Consider the following 15,817-nt stretch of genomic DNA (forward strand, 5'->3'; position numbering starts at 1 on the left):
TCGATGACGTTATCCGCCCCGATCTTCCGACTGAAGCGTCAGGCCAGGTTGCTTGCGCGCATGTCCGACGTTCCGCTTCACGCAGCGCTCGACCAGCTGGCCCGAAAGGAAGGCTTCCGAAGCTGGAGCCATCTGTCCGCGTCGGTACCCGGCCAGCGACCGACCGGCAAAATGCTCGCGCAGTTCGATCCAGGCGATCTGGTGCTGCTGGGCGCGCGTCCCGGCCATGGCAAGACGCTGATGGGCCTCGAGATCGCGGTCGAGGCGGTCCGGACCGGCAGGCCAGCCTTTTTCTTCACGCTGGAAGACCATGAAGGCGTGGTGTTCGATCGCCTGCAAGGACTCGGCAACCACGATGAAAGGATCAGGGACAGGCTGATCGTCGATACGTCCGATGCGATCTGCGCCGAGCATATCATCGATCGGATCGGCAGCGGCAACAGCGGCGCCGTGGCGATCATCGACTATCTCCAGCTGCTGGATCAGCGGCGGCGCAACCCGGAACTAGCCGTCCAGGTGCAGGCATTGAAGCTGTTCGCGGCCGCGACGGGATGCATCATCGTGGCGCTGTCCCAGATCGATCGCGCTTTCGAGACGACGGGGAGAAACCTCCCGGCGCTGGCGGACATCCGCTTGCCGAATCCGTTCGACACCAGCGCCTTCACCAAGGCGTGCTTCCTGCACAATGGCGAAGCCCGTCTCGAGCAACTGGCCTGACGTCGTCAGCGGAGCGGCCCCGCGGGCGTCTCGGCATGGATTCCAGGCTCGATCGTCAGGAAAGCCGGGCCGCCCGCGCATAGCCGCCGTCGAGATAGATCAGCGGATCGACCTCGCCCGACCAGTCGACTTCACGCACCGCGCCGATCACCACGGCGTGCGTGCCATATTCGACATGCGTCTCATATTCGCAGATGAAATGGGCCTGTGCCTCGTGCAGATAGGGCGTGCCGCAGGCACCCGATCCCCAACTGCCCTCGCTGAACCGTTCCTCCCCCTTCATCGCGCCGCTACAGGCCTTCGATACGTCGAGCTGATCGGCGTGCAGGATGTTGACGCAGAAATTGGCACCGGCGGTGAGCGGCCCATACAGGCTGGCGTTCCTGTTGACGCAGACGAGCAGCGACGGCGGATCCATGCTGAGCTCGCTCACCGCGGTCGCGGTCATCGCCCAGCGTCGTTCGTCGTGCCAGCAGGTGATCACCACCACTGCCTTGCCGAGCCGGCGCAGCCCGGCGCGCAGCTGCTCCGCGATACTCGGCGCGTTTGCCAGTTCCGTCAGGTCAGTCATGTCCGCCCAGCCCTTCCCTGCCGACGATGCGCAGTCCGTATCCCTCGATGCCCGACAGGCGCGCCTCGCTCTCGGTCAGCAGCACGATATCCTTGACGCCCAGGTCGAGCAGGATCTGGGCGCCGACGCCGTAATCGCGGATGCGCTGGTCGCGCGTCGGCATGGATCCGTTGCTGCGCCGCTCGGAGATCGCGCTGGTCGAGGGATCGCGGATGAAGACGATCACGCCAGGACCGTCGCTCAGCCCGATCCGGGTCAGCGCGCGCTCGACATAATGGCGCCGTTCGGTCGGCGGGGCGAGCATGTCGGACACGAAATCGAGCCGGTGCATGCGCACCAGGGTCGGCAGTTCGGGCGCGATCCGCCCGCGCCAGAGTGCGACATGCTCGACATGATCGATCATGTTGCGGAACACGGTGAGGCGGAAATCCGTGCCGTAGATCGTTTCGAACGCTTCCTCATGGACTCGCTCGACGCAGCGTTCGGTGCGGCGGCGATAGCTGATCAGGTCGGCGATCGTGCCGATCGGCATGTCGTGCGCTTCCGAAAAGCGGATCAGGTCCGGCAGGCGCGCCATGGTGCCGTCGTCGTTGAGGATCTCGCAGATCACGCCGGCGGGCATCAGTCCGGCGAGGCGTGACACGTCGACCGCGGCCTCGGTATGGCCCGCGCGCACCAGCACGCCGCCGGGACGCGCGACGAGCGGGAAGACATGGCCGGGCGAGACGATGTCGGCGGCGCCCTTGGAAGGGTCCATCGCGACGGCGATGGTATGCGCGCGGTCCTGCGCCGAGATGCCGGTGGTTACGCCTTCGCGCGCCTCGATCGTGACGGTGAAGGCAGTGCGGTGGCCGGAGAGATTCTCGGCGACCATCGGCGGCAGGCGCAGCTCGCTCGCGCGCTCCTCGGTGATCGCGACGCAGATCAGGCCGCGGGCGTGGCGCGCCATGAAATTGATCTGGTCGGGCGTGGCGAACTGGGCGGGGATGATGACGTCGCCCTCATTCTCCCGGTCCTCGGCGTCGACCAGGATATAGGGGCGGCCGTTGCGCGCCGCCGCGATGATGTCCTCGATCGGCGAGATCGCACGGTGGATGCTCGCCGGTGTCGGCTCGAGCAGGGCGGACTCAATAGGCATCGGCGTCCTGCAATGTCTCGCGTGCGTGGCGCCAGCTGTCCGACCCGGCGGGCAGGCCGACATAGAGCGTGGTATGGAGCAGGATCTCGCGGATCTCGTCCTTGGTCACGCCATTGGCCAGCGCGCCGTTGATATGGTTGCGCAGCTGGTCGGGGCGCGACTGGCCGATCAGGATCGCGATGGTGAGCATGCTGCGGGTCTTGCGATCGAGCCCGGGGCGGCTCCACACGTCGCCGAAGCACAGGCGCGTCACCAGGTCCTGCAGCGGCTCCTGGAAATCGTCGGTATTGTCGAGGCTGCGGACCCCGGGCTCGCCGAACATCTCGAAGCGCATCGCGCGGCCGCGGTCGTAGGAATCGTCTTTTTCCATCATCTGGTCTTTCAGCTGTCGGTGGGATGCAGCAGCGGCCGTACCGCGTCGGCCGCCCGGGCAAGTTCGGCACGCGCATCGGGCGAGACGCCGACGGCGCGCAGGAACCCATGGATCATGCCGGATGCGCGCTGGAACGAGGTGGGCACCCTGGCCGCGTCGAGCCGGTCGGCGAGCTCCCGCGCTTCGCCGTACAAGGGATCGAGCGCGGCGGCGACGATATGGGTGAAGGGCAGGCCGGCCAGGTCGTCCCGGTCGACCGGCGCCGCGTGGTGGTCGAGCCCGCCGCACCGCCGGAACAGCGCGATATAGGAGCGAACGCGGTCGCCGCTGAGCAGCGGATCGCGGCTGGCGGCATAGTCGGCCCGGGCCGGGTCCATCGCGAAGGTGCCGTAGAACAGCATCAGGCAGACGGGCAGCGCACCGCCCGCATCCCGCGCCTTGGCGGCGCAGGCGAGCGCGAGCAGTGCCCCGGCGCTGTCGCCGGCCAGAGCGAGGCGCGTGGGATCGACGTTCAGCGCGTCCGCCTGGCGCGCGAGCCAGGCAAAGGCCTGGTCGCAATCGTCCTGCGCGGCGGCATAATCCGCCTCGGGCAGCCGGCGATAGCCGATGCTCGCGACCAGCGCGCCGGTCGCGTCGGCAAGCGCGGCGCAGGCAATGTCGAAGCTCTCGATGCTGCCCAGCGCGAAGCCGCCGCCATGAACATAGCAGATCGCCGGGCGCGGGCCGTCCCCGCCCGGATCGTAGAGGCGCAGCGGAATCTCGCGGCCCGGCGCCGCGATGGCGCTGTCGAAGCGCTCGACCCCGTGCGCCAGGCCCTGGGCGAAGCGGTGCGCGCTCAGGTCGCCGGCCAGCCGCATCGTCTCCAAATCGGCCGCCAGAGGCTGGGCGCGGAACAGCTCGACATAGCGCGCGATGCCCGGTCCGGGCTCGTCTGCAATCACGCGCGAATCAGCCCACGGCCTCATAACGAACCTCGAGCGGCAGCTCGGTCAGCTCGGCCAGCCGCGGCGCGACCTCGCGTGCCACCAGGGTGAGATTGTCGACCGTGTCCTGATGGTCGAGCTCGCCCGCCTGGCCCATCATCAGCAAATTGCCGAAGCCGCCGGTCTCGCCATGGAATTGCGCGAGCTGGTCATAGACGTCGTCGGGCGTGCCGACGAAGAACAGGCCGGCGTCCATATATTGTTCGATCGAGCCGTCGACCGGCAGCGGCTGCCCGTTGCGCATGCGCGGGCGCATCGCCGAGGAGCCGGCCTGCAGCATGCGGATATTGGCCTCGACCGGGTTGAAGCCCCAGGGATTGCGGAACTGCGGTTCGAGCCGCGCGGCGGTGGTGAAATAGCTCTTCATTTCCTCGGCGCGGCGGAACGCGGTCGCGCGGTCGTCAGCGCAGGCGACAAGGGCCAGATAGGCGAGCTTGTCCTGCCCCGGTTGCCGGCCATGCGCCGCGGCATAGGCTTCGCGATAGCCAGTGAAGACCGATCGCGCGACGGCGCCGGAGAGGAAGGTCGCGCAGGTATAGCCGCGCAGCCCATAATCGCGCGCGCTGGTCGCGCTCGAGGCGGTCATCCAGAGCGGCGGATGCGGCTGCTGGATCGGGCGCGGCCACATGCTGACCGTGCGGTAATGGAAATGCTCGCCTTCCCAGGAGAAGACCTCGCCCTGGTTCGACAGGGCGGCGAGGATCAGGTCGTGCGCTTCCCAGAACCGGTCCATGAAGCCGGTCGGCTGGCGGTTCGACATGAACAGCTCATAGGCCGCGCCCTTGACCAGCCCGACCTCGAGCCGCCCCCCCGAGAGCGCATCGACCATCGCGATCTCCTCCGCCACGCGCAGCGGGTTGGACCGGTTGGCGAGCGGGATGCCGAGCGCGAGCAGCCGCGCCTTGCTGGTCTGGCGCGCGAGGATCGCGAGCGTGGTCATGCAGGACGTCGACATGCAGGTGGCGGCGGCATGGTGCTCGTTCACCATGATGTTCAGCCCCAGCTCGTCGGCCAGCATATATTCGTCGAGATAGCGGTTGAGCAGCCGCCCCGCCTCGTTCGGGTCGCAATGATGCTGCGGCAGGGTGACGCGCATCGAGCCCGGTACCGGGAAGGCGGGGTGATAGGCCTGTTCAGTGAAATGCCAGATCTTCATGCTTGGTCTCCGGCCGCGCGGTCAGGCGGCGGCAAAGGCCGCGATACGGGCGGCGAGCGTGGCGGGCTGATCGGCGTGAAGCCGGTGGCCGGCGCCGGCGAATGTCTCGACCTCGGCCTGGGGCAATGCCTCGCGCCAGGCCGCGCGATAGGTGTCGCTGACGATCGCATCCTCGGCGCCCCAGGCGACCAGCGTCGGCACGCCGATCCGGTGCAGCCGGTCGACCAGCTTCGGGTTCGACATATAGGGGGTCCAGCCATAGAGGCTGGCGGCTTCGTCGTTGCGCATCAGCCGGCGGATCCGCTCCTCGGGCAGCCTGGTGAGCCTGGCCATGTCATTGCCGGCCTCGGCCGGGCCGACTTGCAGGCGGGCGCCCAGTTCCTGGCGCGAGAGCATGAAGATATCGGCGACATGCTGCTCGCGGCGATGCGCGGTGGGCAGGCCCAGCGGCGAGACCAGCACGAGCCGCGCGGCGCGATCCGGCTCCTTGGTCAGCGTCTCGGCCGCCACCCAGGCGCCGAACGAGCTGCCCACCACCACCGGCTGCGCCAGCGACAGCAAGTTCATCATGTCGAGATAGAAATAGCCAAGGTCGTCGACCCGATCGAGCCGCGCGGGCCGGGCGGAATTGCCGAAGCCGGGGTGCGAGGGGGCGTGGACGGTGAAGTCCCGCGCCAGGTCGCGCAGCAGCGGCGCGGAGCCTTCGAGGCCATCGAGCCCGTGCAGGAACAGCAGTGGCGCGCCCTTCCCGGCGGTGAACAGCTCGACCTCGGTGCCGAGCACGTCGATCGAGGACAAAGTGCCGAAATTCAGCTCGTCAAGGCACCCCGTTTCCATCGCTCTCCACTCGTCCTGTTCGTGTCACGGACAGTGTTTCCCGGGGACTGATACGTCCAATTCTTTGTTCTTGAGCGTCCGATACCCTGCAAGTATGGGTTGCCGATGGAACTGAGGCATTTGCGATATTTCCGCGCGATCGGTCGCGAGCAGCATTTCGGGCGTGCCGCGGTCACGCTCCGCGTGGCGCAGCCGGCGCTCACCCGTCAGATCCGCGACCTCGAGGCCGAACTGGGGGTCGAGCTGTTCGAACGGCTGCCCCGCGGCGTGCGCCTGTCCAGCGCCGGCCGCGTGTTCCTCGACGAGGTGGAGGAGATTCTCTCGCAGGTCGATCGCGCGGTCGACCGCGCGCGGCGGATGGGCAGCGGGCATCTCGGCACGATCCGGGTCGGGCTGAGCGAGATCATCACGGCGTACGATTTCATTTCCTACGGCCTGCTGCATTTTCGCGAGAACGAGCCGCTGGTCGCGCTCGACCTGCGCTCGATGGGGTCGATGGCCCAGATCGCCGCGCTCCGGGAAGGCACGCTCGATGTCGGCCTGGTCTATGACGCGCATATCGACGAGCGCGACGACGAGGGGTTCGACCGCGCGCCGATCGGCACGGGCAAGACGATGCTCGCGGTGCATGAGAGCCACCGGCTCGCCGGCCGGGAGTCGATCACCATGGCCGAGATCGTCGAGGAGCCAGTGCTCGGGCCGGCGCGCGCCACGGCACCCGGCTATTATGACCGGCTGATGGCGGCCTGCATCAGCAGCGGCAGCGCGCCGCGCTTCGTGCAGGAATGCACGACCAATTCGATCCTGTTCAGCCTGGTCGCGGTCGGCATGGGGGTCGGCCTGGTGACGGCGGGCGGGCCGCTCTCGCCTGGCCACAATATCCGGCTGATCCCGATTGCCGATCTCGGGCTGGAGCTTCAGGTCCTGCTGGTCTGGCGCGCGCGAGACCGCTCGGCGGCGCTGCACCGGTTCATCGACATGATGGTAAAGCATGCAGGTACCGCCGGCTGAGCGGCGACGACGGTTCGCCTCGTCCTCCCGCGAGGATGACGGCGCGCCGTTTCGATCCTGCTATCATCCGGGGGAGAGGAGCGCATCATGACTGACGCACGGCCGCTGAACGGCTTGTACCATTTCGCCTATCCCTGCCGCGACGCGGAGGAGACGCGCCATTTCTACGAGGACATTCTGGGCCTGCCGCTGGTCAATTGCATGATGTCCGAGCGCGTGCCCAGCACGGGCGAGGAACAGCCCTATGTCCATTTCTTCTTCGAGCTCGGCGACGGATCGTATATCGCCTTTTTCGACCTGGGCGGTGAGGAGAAACCCGCCCCGTCGCCCAACACCCCCGAATGGGTCCAGCATTTCGCGATCGAGACCAATTCGGTGGCGGATGTCGACGCGATGCGTCTGCGGCTCGCCGAACATGGCGTAAAAACCACGCCGCTGGTCGATCATGAATTCGTGCGCTCGATCTATTTCTTCGACCCGAACGGCCTCAGGCTCGAAATCGCGGCGCGGACCGAGGAGCCGGGCTTCCTGGCACAGGCAGCAAGCGAGGCACACGCCACGCTGGCGACTTGGAACAAGCGCAAGCACGGCTGACCTTGTCGGTCCCAGGTCTTCGATCGGCCGGCGTCCATTACCTGTCGCATGGACAGAAGGGCGCCCGGTTGGCAGGAAGATCGCCGGGAAAATGACAAAAGGTTGAGCATCGCATGGCAGACACCGAACAATCGCGCCGGCGAGTCCAGTCGATCGAAGTCGGGTTTAGAGTGCTCAGGGTCCTGCGCATGGCGGAAGGTGCACTGCCGCTGCGCGAGATCGCCGCGCGCGCGAGCATGCCGCCGAGCAAGGTGCACCTCTATCTGGTCAGCTTCGTTCGCGAGAACATGGCCTATCAGGATCCGCAGAACGGCTATTACGGGCTTGGCTCCTTTGCCATCCAGCTCGGCCTCGCCGCGATTCGGCAGCTCGACGTGGTGACGATCGCCGCCGACTCGATGACCGAGTTGCGCGACAAGACCGATTGCGCGATCTATCTCTCGCTCTGGGGCGATCGCGGGCCGTGCATCGTGGCCAAGGCCGACGGCAGGCTCCAGGGCGCCTTTTCGGTGCGCCTCGGCTATATCCTGCCGATGACGAGCACGGCGACCGGCCTCGTCTTCCGGACGCATTTGCCGCCATATGAAACCGCGCGCGCTCTGGAGGCACAGGCGGCGTACGACGCCTCGGGCAACGCCCGCCTGCCCACCGAAGAAGAGGTGGCGGAGAGCATCGAGAAGATCCGCAGCCTGGGCTATGCGTCGACGGTCGGCATGCTCAATCGCAACTTTGCCGGCATGGCCGCGCCGATCTTCGATTACAGCAACAAGATCGCCGCCACACTGACCCTGCTGGGACCAAGCGAGTTCATGAGTCGTCCGCGCCACAAGGAGTTCGTCAAGCTGCTGCTCGACGCGACTCAGGGCATATCGCAGCGGCTGGGTGCAGCGCCGGGCAAGGAATAAAGCCCTAGGTGCGGACGAAATCGGGCGCGCGGCGGCCCGCGGCGGCGGCGTCGAGCCGCAGCCTGCGGGCCTCGGCACGTTTAGCGTCATCGAGCCACGCGCGCTCATGGCCCCACAGGCTCGGGCCGTAATCGCATTCGAACGGCTCCCACCGCGCCGGATCGATCGATCGCCCGCCCCAGCCATATTCGATCATGAAGCCGGACGGCGTGCGCGCGTAGAAGGAAGTCATGAAATCATTGGTGTGGCGCCCGAGCGTCACGCCGATGCGCCCCTCTTCGAGCTGCGCCAGGTCGTAGCCCTGGCCGACATCGTCGAGCGAATCGAGTTCGACCATCAGATGATGGAAGCCGTTCACCCCGGTCTCGATCGCCGCGAAGCTGTGGTGGCGGCTGTTGAGATGGAAGAAGAACGCCTTGAACGGGCGCAGCGCATAATCGCTGAGCCGAAAGCCGAGCAGGTCGGTGTAGAAAGGCAGTATCGCATCGATCGACGTGACCGTCAGCACGACATGGCCGAGCCCGAGCGGCCCGGTGCGGAACCCGCTGATTGCGCGACCCGGCGTGAAGGGGGTGGCCGCGGCGGCGGCGCCGTGGAAGAATTCGATCCGGTTGCCCACCGGATCCTCGCCAATGATCAGTGCGGCCACGCGGCGCTGCTCCGCTTCGATCCGGGTTCCCGGGCGGACCGCGTGACCGGCATCGGAGAGCTGCGCCGCGAGCTGTGCGAGCGCAGCGGCATCGGCGACTTCCCACCCCATCGCGCTCACCCCTTCCCGCGCGCCTTTCTCGACGAACAGCCGCCCCGCGCGCCCGTCGGTGCGTAGGGCAAAACCGCTCCCATTCCGGTCAGCGACCTGCATCCCGAGCAGGCCCGTCGAGAAATCCGCCCAGGCATCGGCCTGTGCCGTCGAGACTCCGATATAGCCGAGCGACTGCAGCAGCATGGGCGTGAGCAATCCAGCAGAAACGAATGACGCTCGACATTACCGGATGCTGGGCCGCCCGCTAGCCCAAAAGAGCGACTTCAGAGGCGCTGCACGCCCGGGCGGCGATATTCCGGCGTCAATTCCTCGATGTCGCCCCCTTCGTCCGGGGCAGTGGAGGAACTGAGCGAGTCGAGCAGGATGAGGAGATGGCCGCGCAACGCGGCCTGCTGGTCGGCGCTGAGTGGTTTCAGCAGCTCGCGCTCGAGATCGCGCGTGTCCTTCTGGAGCTGCTTGAGCGCGGACGCACCGGTCTCCGTCAGGCTCAGCTCGAGCAGGCGCTTGTTGGCGTCACTGACCCGCCGGTCGATCAGGCCCTTGGTTTCGAGCAGGGCGATCTGCTTGATCATCGTCTGAGGCTTGACGTCGTACAGCCGGGCCAGCTCGGCCGAGGACATGTTGGGCCGCGTCGACAGGGTGGTCAGGATCCGGAACTGGACCGCGGTGACCCCGAGCGGGTTCAGGACCGATTCGAGTTGCACATAGGCCTTGTACTGAACCTGCTTGACCAGATGCAGGATCGAGTGCGTGCTTCGATCGGCGTTTGCGCGAGCGGCTTTCCCCATCCGCCCTTAGTGTCCGATCCTTGCCGGGCTGTCCAGCGACCCCGGGAAGCGGACTGCCATGGCCGCGCCCTGCCGCGCATTTCGACATGACAATTTTTTTATCCGAAACCGATCTGGACGGCTTCACATTACTAAGCCAAGCTGACATTCATCATCGGGCTTTCGTTTGTATATATCGAATGCCGTATGATATGATGATCGACAATCCGATGCCGATTCAATCGGCCGGACCTGGACTGCGACAGTCAGGGGAGGGAAACAGGCTATGGTGACCGAGGCGCGGGCGATCGACGTTGACAGCTTTCTCGATGGGCTGAAATTCAGCCGCTTCCATCTCATCATCCTCATTCTGTGCACGTTCCTGGCCGCGATCGACGGTTATGAGATCTATGTCGTCGGCTGGGTCCTGCCGGACCTGGCCAGGGATTTCGGCGTGCCGACCACCGCCATCACCTCGGCGATGATCGCGCAGCAGGTGGGCATGCTCGCTGGCGCCTTCCTCATCCCGCCGCTCGCCGACCGGGTCGGGCGGCCGCGGCTGCTGCTGTTCTGCTATACCGGCATGATGCTGAGCGCGCTCGCGATCCTGTTCACCACATCGCTGACACCTTTCACCATCTGCCGTTTCGTCGCCGGCTTTTGCGGCACCGCGATGATCCCGATCCTCGTCACCCTGGCGTCCGAGACGGCGCCGAAGCGGCTGCGCGCGACGATGAGCGCGATCACGGTCAGCGGCACGATGATCGGGGCGCTGCTCGGCGCGCTGATGCAGGGCTTTGTGCTCGAGCCGTTCGGCTGGCGCGGCGCCTTCTGGATCGCGGTCGCATTGCCGGCGATCATGCTGCCCTTCATCTATTTCTTCCTGCCCGAATCGCTGCGCTCGCTCGCCGCGCGCAACCCGGACGATCCGGCGATCCAGACGCTCGCGCACCGGATGCAGCCGGCGCTCGAGGCGCCGGTGACGTTGGTCGCCGCGCCCCGGCCGGAACGGCCCGCGCTCGCCATCCTGTTCACCGATATCCTCGGACCCGGCCAGCGGCTGAAGACGTTCCTGATGTGGGCGATCACCATTTCCAGCTTCGTGTTCATCACCGCCGGCGTGTGGAAGACGACGATCTTCAAGGATGTGATCGGCCTGCCCTGGCAGCAGGTGGCGCTGATCAACGGGACCAACACGGTCGCCGGGTTCATCGGCATGCTCAGCATCGGCTTTTTCATCGACCGGTTCGGCTTCAAGCTGGTGATGACCTCTACCTTTCTGCTCGCTGCTCTGGGCGCGGTGATGGTCGGCCTGCTCGCGCCCGGTTTCGGCATGTTCGTCGCGGTCGCGCTGATGGCGGTGTTCCAGCATGGCGGCCAGGCGAGCATCGCCGCGCTCGCCGCCTCGCTCTATCCGCCGAGCAGCCGCGCGACCGGTGTGGGCTGGGCCTATGGCGCGGGGCGTGTCGCGTCGATCTTCGCGCCGCTGTTCGGTACCTTCGTGCTGACCGAAGGCTTCGGCCCGATCGGTATCTTCGCCATGCTCGGCGTTCCGCTGGCCTGCGGTGGCATCTTCACCTTCTGGCTGATGAGCCTGAAGGGCGCGCCGCAACCGGTGCGCACCGGGCATGGCCATGGGTGACGAGCGGGCGTCGCCCGTACCGCCGCCGGCGGTCGACGTTCACGCCCATATCTTCACGCGCGCGATGCCGTTCGCCCCGGACGCACATTCGCGTCCCGACTATGACTATTCCGTCGAAACCTATCTCGCCGATCTCGACCGTCACGGTATCGCCAGGGGCGTGATCGCGGCGGCGAGCCTGTTCGAGGACGGCAACGCCTACACGCTCGCGGCACTCGCGGCGTATCCGAGGTTGCGCGCGACCGTCCTTCTGCCGCCGGACACGGGCCTTGCGACGCTGCGCGACCTGGTGGCGCGCGGCGTGGTGGGGGTCAGGTTGCAGTGGCGCCGGCTGGCGGATCTGCCCGATCTCGCGGTCGAGCCATGGCGCGGCTTCCTGCACCGGCTGGCCGAAAGCGGAATGCATGTCGAGCTGCTCGCCGGCGGCGCGGTCCTTCCGGCGCTGCTGCCGCGCTTCGTAGCGAGCGGCATCTCACTGGTGATCGATCATTTCGGGGTCCCCCCGCGCGAGCCGGTGGAGCGGCGCGCGGGCACTGAGGCGTTGCTCCGGGCGATCGATACCGGCCGCGCCTGGGTCAAGATCTCGGCCGGATTCCGCATGCCGTTCGAGATCGCCGCCGAGGTTGCCGCGCGCCTGCTCGACGCAGCCGGGCCCGGGCGGCTGCTCTGGGGCAGCGACGCGCCCTTCGTGAACCATGAGGCAAAGACCAGCTTTGCCGACTCGCTCGACCTGTATCGCCGCCTCGTCCCCGATGCGGCGACGCGGGCGGCGATCGACCGGACGGCGCTGGCATTGTTTTTCAATCAGGAGAGCCACGCATGAATCGCACGGAACGCGCCATGGCCACCGCCGAGCTCGAAATGGGGCTCGCCGATTTCTGGCACGACGTCGACACCAATTGGGGCCGCAGCGCCGGCGACTATTATGCGCCCGACGCGGTCTATAGTTCGGGCCGGCTTCACCTCGAAGGGCGCGAGGCGATCCAGAATTTCTACAGCTGGCGCGAGGCGCGGGGCGCGCGCGTCGCAGTCCATGCGTTCAGCAACTTCCGCGCCGATTTCGACGGGGCGGGCGGCGCCACGGCGCATTGGTACATGCTGCTGTGGGCGGCGGATGGCGAAGCGCCCCAGGAAAGCACGTCGCCCGCGCGGATCAGCCGGGCGACGGAAAGCTTTCGCTGGGACGAGACGGCGCAACGCTGGCTCTGCACCCGGCGCGAACTGGTCAACCTGTTCCGCGGTGGGGCGCAGCTCAATTTCACCTGAACGGGCCTGTCGGCCGGAGACAAAAAGGGCGCCCGTGACGGGGCGCCCTTTGTTGTTGAAGGTACGGCGGATCAGAAGCGCACGCGCGCGCCGAGCGTGAAATTGCGTCCGACCTTGTCGTAATATTGCCCGTTCACCGGTCCATTCAGAATGATGTAGGGCGTCGCCGGCGGATCCTTGTCGAGCAGGTTGTTGACCGCCCAGAACAGCTCGAACCGCTTGTTGTCGCCGACGAACACCTTCCCGAACAGGTTGAAATAAACGACCGCCGGTACGTGATTGTCGTTGATCGTGTTGGTCGGCAACGTGTTGTAGGTGTTATCCTGCGTGCCTTTGCTGATGAAGATCGTCTGCAGGGTGAGTTCCCAGGCATTGTTGCCGATCGTGTTCGACAGGTTGCCGCGGAAGCGCGGGATAGAGCCGAGGTTCGCCCAGCCATTCTCCCCCGCGCGATCGACCGGTGCCGCGCCCGTGCCCGAATCCACAAAGGCGTGGAGGATATAGGTGCCGCTGGCGGCCGTGCTGAACCGGCCGCCGTCGCCGAGGAAGCCGGCCGAGGTGGCGTAGTTGAGCGTCATGTCGATGCCCTCCTGCTCGAAGGCGCCCACATTGAGCGATCCCGCGACCAGGCCGGTCTGGATGCGATCGTTCGGCGCGGGCGTGCTGGTGTCCGGCGCATAGGAGAACAGGCCGCAGAAATATTGTTCGCCCGCGCTGCACAGGCCGGCGATGTTGGCGGTCGACAGGTTGGTGATCGCGTCCTTGATCGTGATATGGTAATAATCGACCGACAGGCCGAGGCCGCGTAGCGCGCCCTGTCCGCGATACGCGAACCCCGCGGTTAAGGTGTTCGCGAATTCAGGCCCGACATCCGGATTGCCCAGGCTGGTATTCTGCGGGATCACCGCGTTCTTGGTCACGCCATCGACCACCAGGGTGACGTTGTTGCTCACGTTGCTGCCGGGGCTGTACAGCTCGTTGATCGCCGGCGCGCGGATGTCGCGCGACCGCGCGACGCGGATGTTGAACCCCTGAACCGGCTCCCAGACTCCGCCGACCTTCCACGCATTCTGCCCGCCGACGGTGTTGTAATTGGCGTAGCGAAAGGCGCCGTTGAGGCTCAGGCTGTGCAGGAACGGCGTGTCCCGTGCCAGTGGCACGGTGGTCTCGACATAGGCTTCCTTGACGTCGAATGCGCCGCCATAAGGCACCGCGTTGCCGGCTGTCAGAAAGCCGTTCGAGGCGCCTACCGCATCTGCGGTCAGCTTTTCCGTCTCGCGGCGATACTCGCCGCCAATCGCGACCGAGACGGGGCCGGCCCAGGTCGAGAAGGGTTCGCCGACCAGGTTCGCGGCGAAGGTCAGCTGGTCGTACTTCACCTTGGCCAGGCCTTCGCCCCAGATATAGTCGCGGGCCGCCGCGGTGGAGTTGCCTTCGCCGAACAGGTTGAGCGGCTGGCATCCGGCGGCGGCCGGATTGTTCTGCAGCACGCCGCGGCACACGATGTTGCCGGTTGCCGGATCGCGCACGGCGTCGATCGCGAAGTTTAGGTTGGCCGTCACCGGGTTGTTGGTCGTCGCCGAGGCATAATTATTCACGCCGTAGGACGCGTGGGCATCCCATTTCCAGGACCCGCCGAGCTTGCCCTCGAGGCCGACCACGCCGTGCGGCGTCTCGTTGATGATGTCATAATGGTTGATGCCGATATCGTTGCCGATCCGGCTGATGTTGAAGCTCTGGGTCGCCGGCGGCAGCAGCGCGAGCACCGCGGCCGGGATATAGGGGTTGTCGCGGCGGATCGTCTGGCTCGCCAGGCGGATCGCGACGCCGTCGAGAAAGCCACGCGAGCGCGAATAGCCGCCCTCGACATAGCCCGTCACCGAATCCGAGAAATCATAATAGATGCTGCCATAGGCAGTGAAGCGCTCGACGTCGGGGACCAGCGCGGTGCCGGTGATGATCGACCCGCCTTCGCCGCCGATCATCGTCGAGCCACCGAAGATCGCGCCCTTCTGGAACGGACGGATGGAGCCGTTCGGATTGAAGGTCATGTTGGTCAGGCCGGGGATCGTGCTGATGATGACGCTGCCGGCACCGAGAGAATTGTGGACGTTATCGGCCAGAATGAACGCCGGCAGGCCGTTGGCGGCCCGCTGTCCGTTGCTGACGATCATTTGCTCCTTGCGGCCCCAATCGCGCGTATAGATGTCGCCGACGCCGTTATTGGTCGAATAATCGGCGCTGAGCACGACATTGCCCCGGTCGTCGCCAAAGCTGGTGCCCGCGATGAAGCCCACGCGCTGGGTACTATAGTCGCCCAGCTGGGAAATGCCGCCCTGGCCGGTGATCTCGATTCCGTGATATTTCTTCTTCATGATGATGTTGACGACGCCCGACACGGCGTCGGAGCCGTAAAGCGCGGAGGCGCCGCCGGTGACGACATCGACGCGCTCGATCATGAGTGTCGGGAAGAGATTGAGGTCGGTGGTGGTCGGCACGCCGAGGTTGCTGGCGGGCGCGAAGGGTACCACGCGGGACTGGTTGACCAGCACCAGGGTGCGCTGGCCGCCCAGCGCGCGCAGGTCGGCGGTCGCCTGGGCCGGACTGGACGTGTTGGTAGCGTTGGCGCCCGGCGAGCGCGTCGCCTTGAAGGCGGGGTTCTGGTTGAGCACTTCCATGACGGTGGTCACCGCCTGCTTCTGGATCACGTCGGCCCCGATGACCTGAGTCGGGGTCGGCGCCTGAAGCCCGTTCTGCGCGGTGCGCGACGCGGTGACGATGATGTCCTGCGCCGCCGTTTCCTGCGGCTCGGCGGCGGGCGCCGGCTGGGCTGGCACATCCTGTGCGAAGGCTGTGCCACCCACGAACGTAGCGCCGGTCAACGCGGTGGTAACCATCATGTGATGCAGCCACGACACTGAACGGCGATTCTTCAAACGCGCCATATCGGCTTCCCCTCTCCCTGAAGCGGGACCGGCTGTTGCCGTTTCCCGAATTCCATCTTTCGACCTTTCCGGCGGGGCCGCGCACCCGAATCCGGGTTCGGCGGCCACTTCGGCTTGTTCCGGTCCATTCCGGATTAACGAACGTTAGT

Annotated in this window: 16 protein-coding genes; 7 read left to right on the forward strand and 9 right to left on the reverse strand. The window is 66.4% G+C overall.

Annotated features, from left to right (window positions below):
* The first annotated feature begins 3 nt into the window (after nucleotides 1-3).
* A complete protein-coding gene (locus ACZ1I2_RS03455; RefSeq protein WP_465175136.1) occupies nucleotides 4-717 on the forward strand; it encodes a DNA helicase in 714 nt (237 codons plus the stop codon).
* Between the two features lie 55 nt (nucleotides 718-772).
* Here ACZ1I2_RS03455 and ACZ1I2_RS03460 read toward each other — a convergent pair whose 3' ends face one another.
* The 6 genes from ACZ1I2_RS03460 to ACZ1I2_RS03485 are packed head-to-tail and all read right to left on the reverse strand — an operon-like array spanning nucleotide 773 to nucleotide 5,775.
* Nucleotides 773-1,288 (reverse strand): flavin reductase family protein, encoded by a 516-nt coding sequence (locus tag ACZ1I2_RS03460; RefSeq protein WP_465175135.1) that lies wholly within the window; start codon nucleotides 1,286-1,288, stop codon nucleotides 773-775.
* Complete coding sequence (gene ribB, locus ACZ1I2_RS03465; RefSeq protein ID WP_465175134.1) at nucleotides 1,281-2,426, reverse strand: 3,4-dihydroxy-2-butanone-4-phosphate synthase; 1,146 nt, start codon at nucleotides 2,424-2,426, stop codon at nucleotides 1,281-1,283. The genes ACZ1I2_RS03460 and ribB overlap by 8 nt, the downstream gene beginning before the upstream one ends.
* On the reverse strand, nucleotides 2,416-2,799 hold the full coding sequence (locus tag ACZ1I2_RS03470; protein WP_465181573.1) for a carboxymuconolactone decarboxylase family protein: 384 nt from the start codon (nucleotides 2,797-2,799) through the stop codon (nucleotides 2,416-2,418). Before ACZ1I2_RS03470 ends, ribB begins: the two co-directional genes overlap by 11 nt.
* Nucleotides 2,800-2,807: 8 nt before the next feature.
* The gene (locus tag ACZ1I2_RS03475; RefSeq protein ID WP_465175133.1) at nucleotides 2,808-3,740 is read right to left on the reverse strand and encodes an alpha/beta hydrolase fold domain-containing protein; all 933 of its coding nucleotides are present in this window, start codon (nucleotides 3,738-3,740) and stop codon (nucleotides 2,808-2,810) included.
* 7 nt (nucleotides 3,741-3,747) lie between these two features.
* The gene (locus tag ACZ1I2_RS03480; protein ID WP_465170993.1) at nucleotides 3,748-4,938 is read right to left on the reverse strand and encodes an LLM class flavin-dependent oxidoreductase; all 1,191 of its coding nucleotides are present in this window, start codon (nucleotides 4,936-4,938) and stop codon (nucleotides 3,748-3,750) included.
* 21 nt (nucleotides 4,939-4,959) lie between these two features.
* The gene (locus ACZ1I2_RS03485; protein ID WP_465175132.1) at nucleotides 4,960-5,775 is read right to left on the reverse strand and encodes an alpha/beta fold hydrolase; all 816 of its coding nucleotides are present in this window, start codon (nucleotides 5,773-5,775) and stop codon (nucleotides 4,960-4,962) included.
* A 105-nt stretch (nucleotides 5,776-5,880) separates the two neighbouring features.
* On the opposite strand from ACZ1I2_RS03485, the gene ACZ1I2_RS03490 reads away from it, so the two are divergent.
* From ACZ1I2_RS03490 to ACZ1I2_RS03500, 3 genes are all read left to right on the forward strand, one after another.
* A complete protein-coding gene (locus tag ACZ1I2_RS03490; RefSeq protein ID WP_465175131.1) occupies nucleotides 5,881-6,786 on the forward strand; it encodes a LysR family transcriptional regulator in 906 nt (301 codons plus the stop codon).
* A gap of 87 nt (nucleotides 6,787-6,873) precedes the next feature.
* Nucleotides 6,874-7,380 carry a VOC family protein gene (locus tag ACZ1I2_RS03495; RefSeq protein WP_465175130.1) on the forward strand — a complete coding sequence of 169 codons (507 nt, stop codon included), beginning with the start codon at nucleotides 6,874-6,876 and terminating at the stop codon, nucleotides 7,378-7,380.
* A gap of 113 nt (nucleotides 7,381-7,493) precedes the next feature.
* Complete coding sequence (locus ACZ1I2_RS03500; RefSeq protein WP_465170989.1) at nucleotides 7,494-8,285, forward strand: IclR family transcriptional regulator; 792 nt, start codon at nucleotides 7,494-7,496, stop codon at nucleotides 8,283-8,285.
* 4 nt (nucleotides 8,286-8,289) lie between these two features.
* Here ACZ1I2_RS03500 and ACZ1I2_RS03505 read toward each other — a convergent pair whose 3' ends face one another.
* Nucleotides 8,290-9,231, reverse strand: coding sequence for a VOC family protein (locus ACZ1I2_RS03505; protein WP_465175129.1), 942 nt, complete (start codon nucleotides 9,229-9,231; stop codon nucleotides 8,290-8,292).
* Between the two features lie 80 nt (nucleotides 9,232-9,311).
* Nucleotides 9,312-9,836, reverse strand: coding sequence for a MarR family winged helix-turn-helix transcriptional regulator (locus ACZ1I2_RS03510; protein WP_465170987.1), 525 nt, complete (start codon nucleotides 9,834-9,836; stop codon nucleotides 9,312-9,314).
* 265 nt (nucleotides 9,837-10,101) lie between these two features.
* Between ACZ1I2_RS03510 and ACZ1I2_RS03515 the strand changes: the two genes are divergently transcribed.
* The 3 genes from ACZ1I2_RS03515 to ACZ1I2_RS03525 are packed head-to-tail and all read left to right on the forward strand — an operon-like array spanning nucleotide 10,102 to nucleotide 12,723.
* On the forward strand, nucleotides 10,102-11,457 hold the full coding sequence (locus tag ACZ1I2_RS03515; protein ID WP_465175128.1) for an MFS transporter: 1,356 nt from the start codon (nucleotides 10,102-10,104) through the stop codon (nucleotides 11,455-11,457).
* The gene (locus ACZ1I2_RS03520) at nucleotides 11,444-12,280 is read left to right on the forward strand and encodes an amidohydrolase family protein (protein WP_465175127.1); all 837 of its coding nucleotides are present in this window, start codon (nucleotides 11,444-11,446) and stop codon (nucleotides 12,278-12,280) included. Before ACZ1I2_RS03515 ends, ACZ1I2_RS03520 begins: the two co-directional genes overlap by 14 nt.
* Nucleotides 12,277-12,723: a nuclear transport factor 2 family protein gene (locus ACZ1I2_RS03525; protein ID WP_465170984.1), complete on the forward strand. Its 447-nt coding sequence runs from the start codon at nucleotides 12,277-12,279 to the stop codon at nucleotides 12,721-12,723. The genes ACZ1I2_RS03520 and ACZ1I2_RS03525 overlap by 4 nt, the downstream gene beginning before the upstream one ends.
* A gap of 71 nt (nucleotides 12,724-12,794) precedes the next feature.
* On the opposite strand, the gene ACZ1I2_RS03530 is transcribed toward ACZ1I2_RS03525, so the two are convergent.
* Nucleotides 12,795-15,668 carry a TonB-dependent receptor plug domain-containing protein gene (locus tag ACZ1I2_RS03530; protein ID WP_465170983.1) on the reverse strand — a complete coding sequence of 958 codons (2,874 nt, stop codon included), beginning with the start codon at nucleotides 15,666-15,668 and terminating at the stop codon, nucleotides 12,795-12,797.
* Nucleotides 15,669-15,817 lie beyond the last annotated feature (149 nt).

This window comes from Sphingomonas sp. BL-S-29, assembly GCF_055521495.1.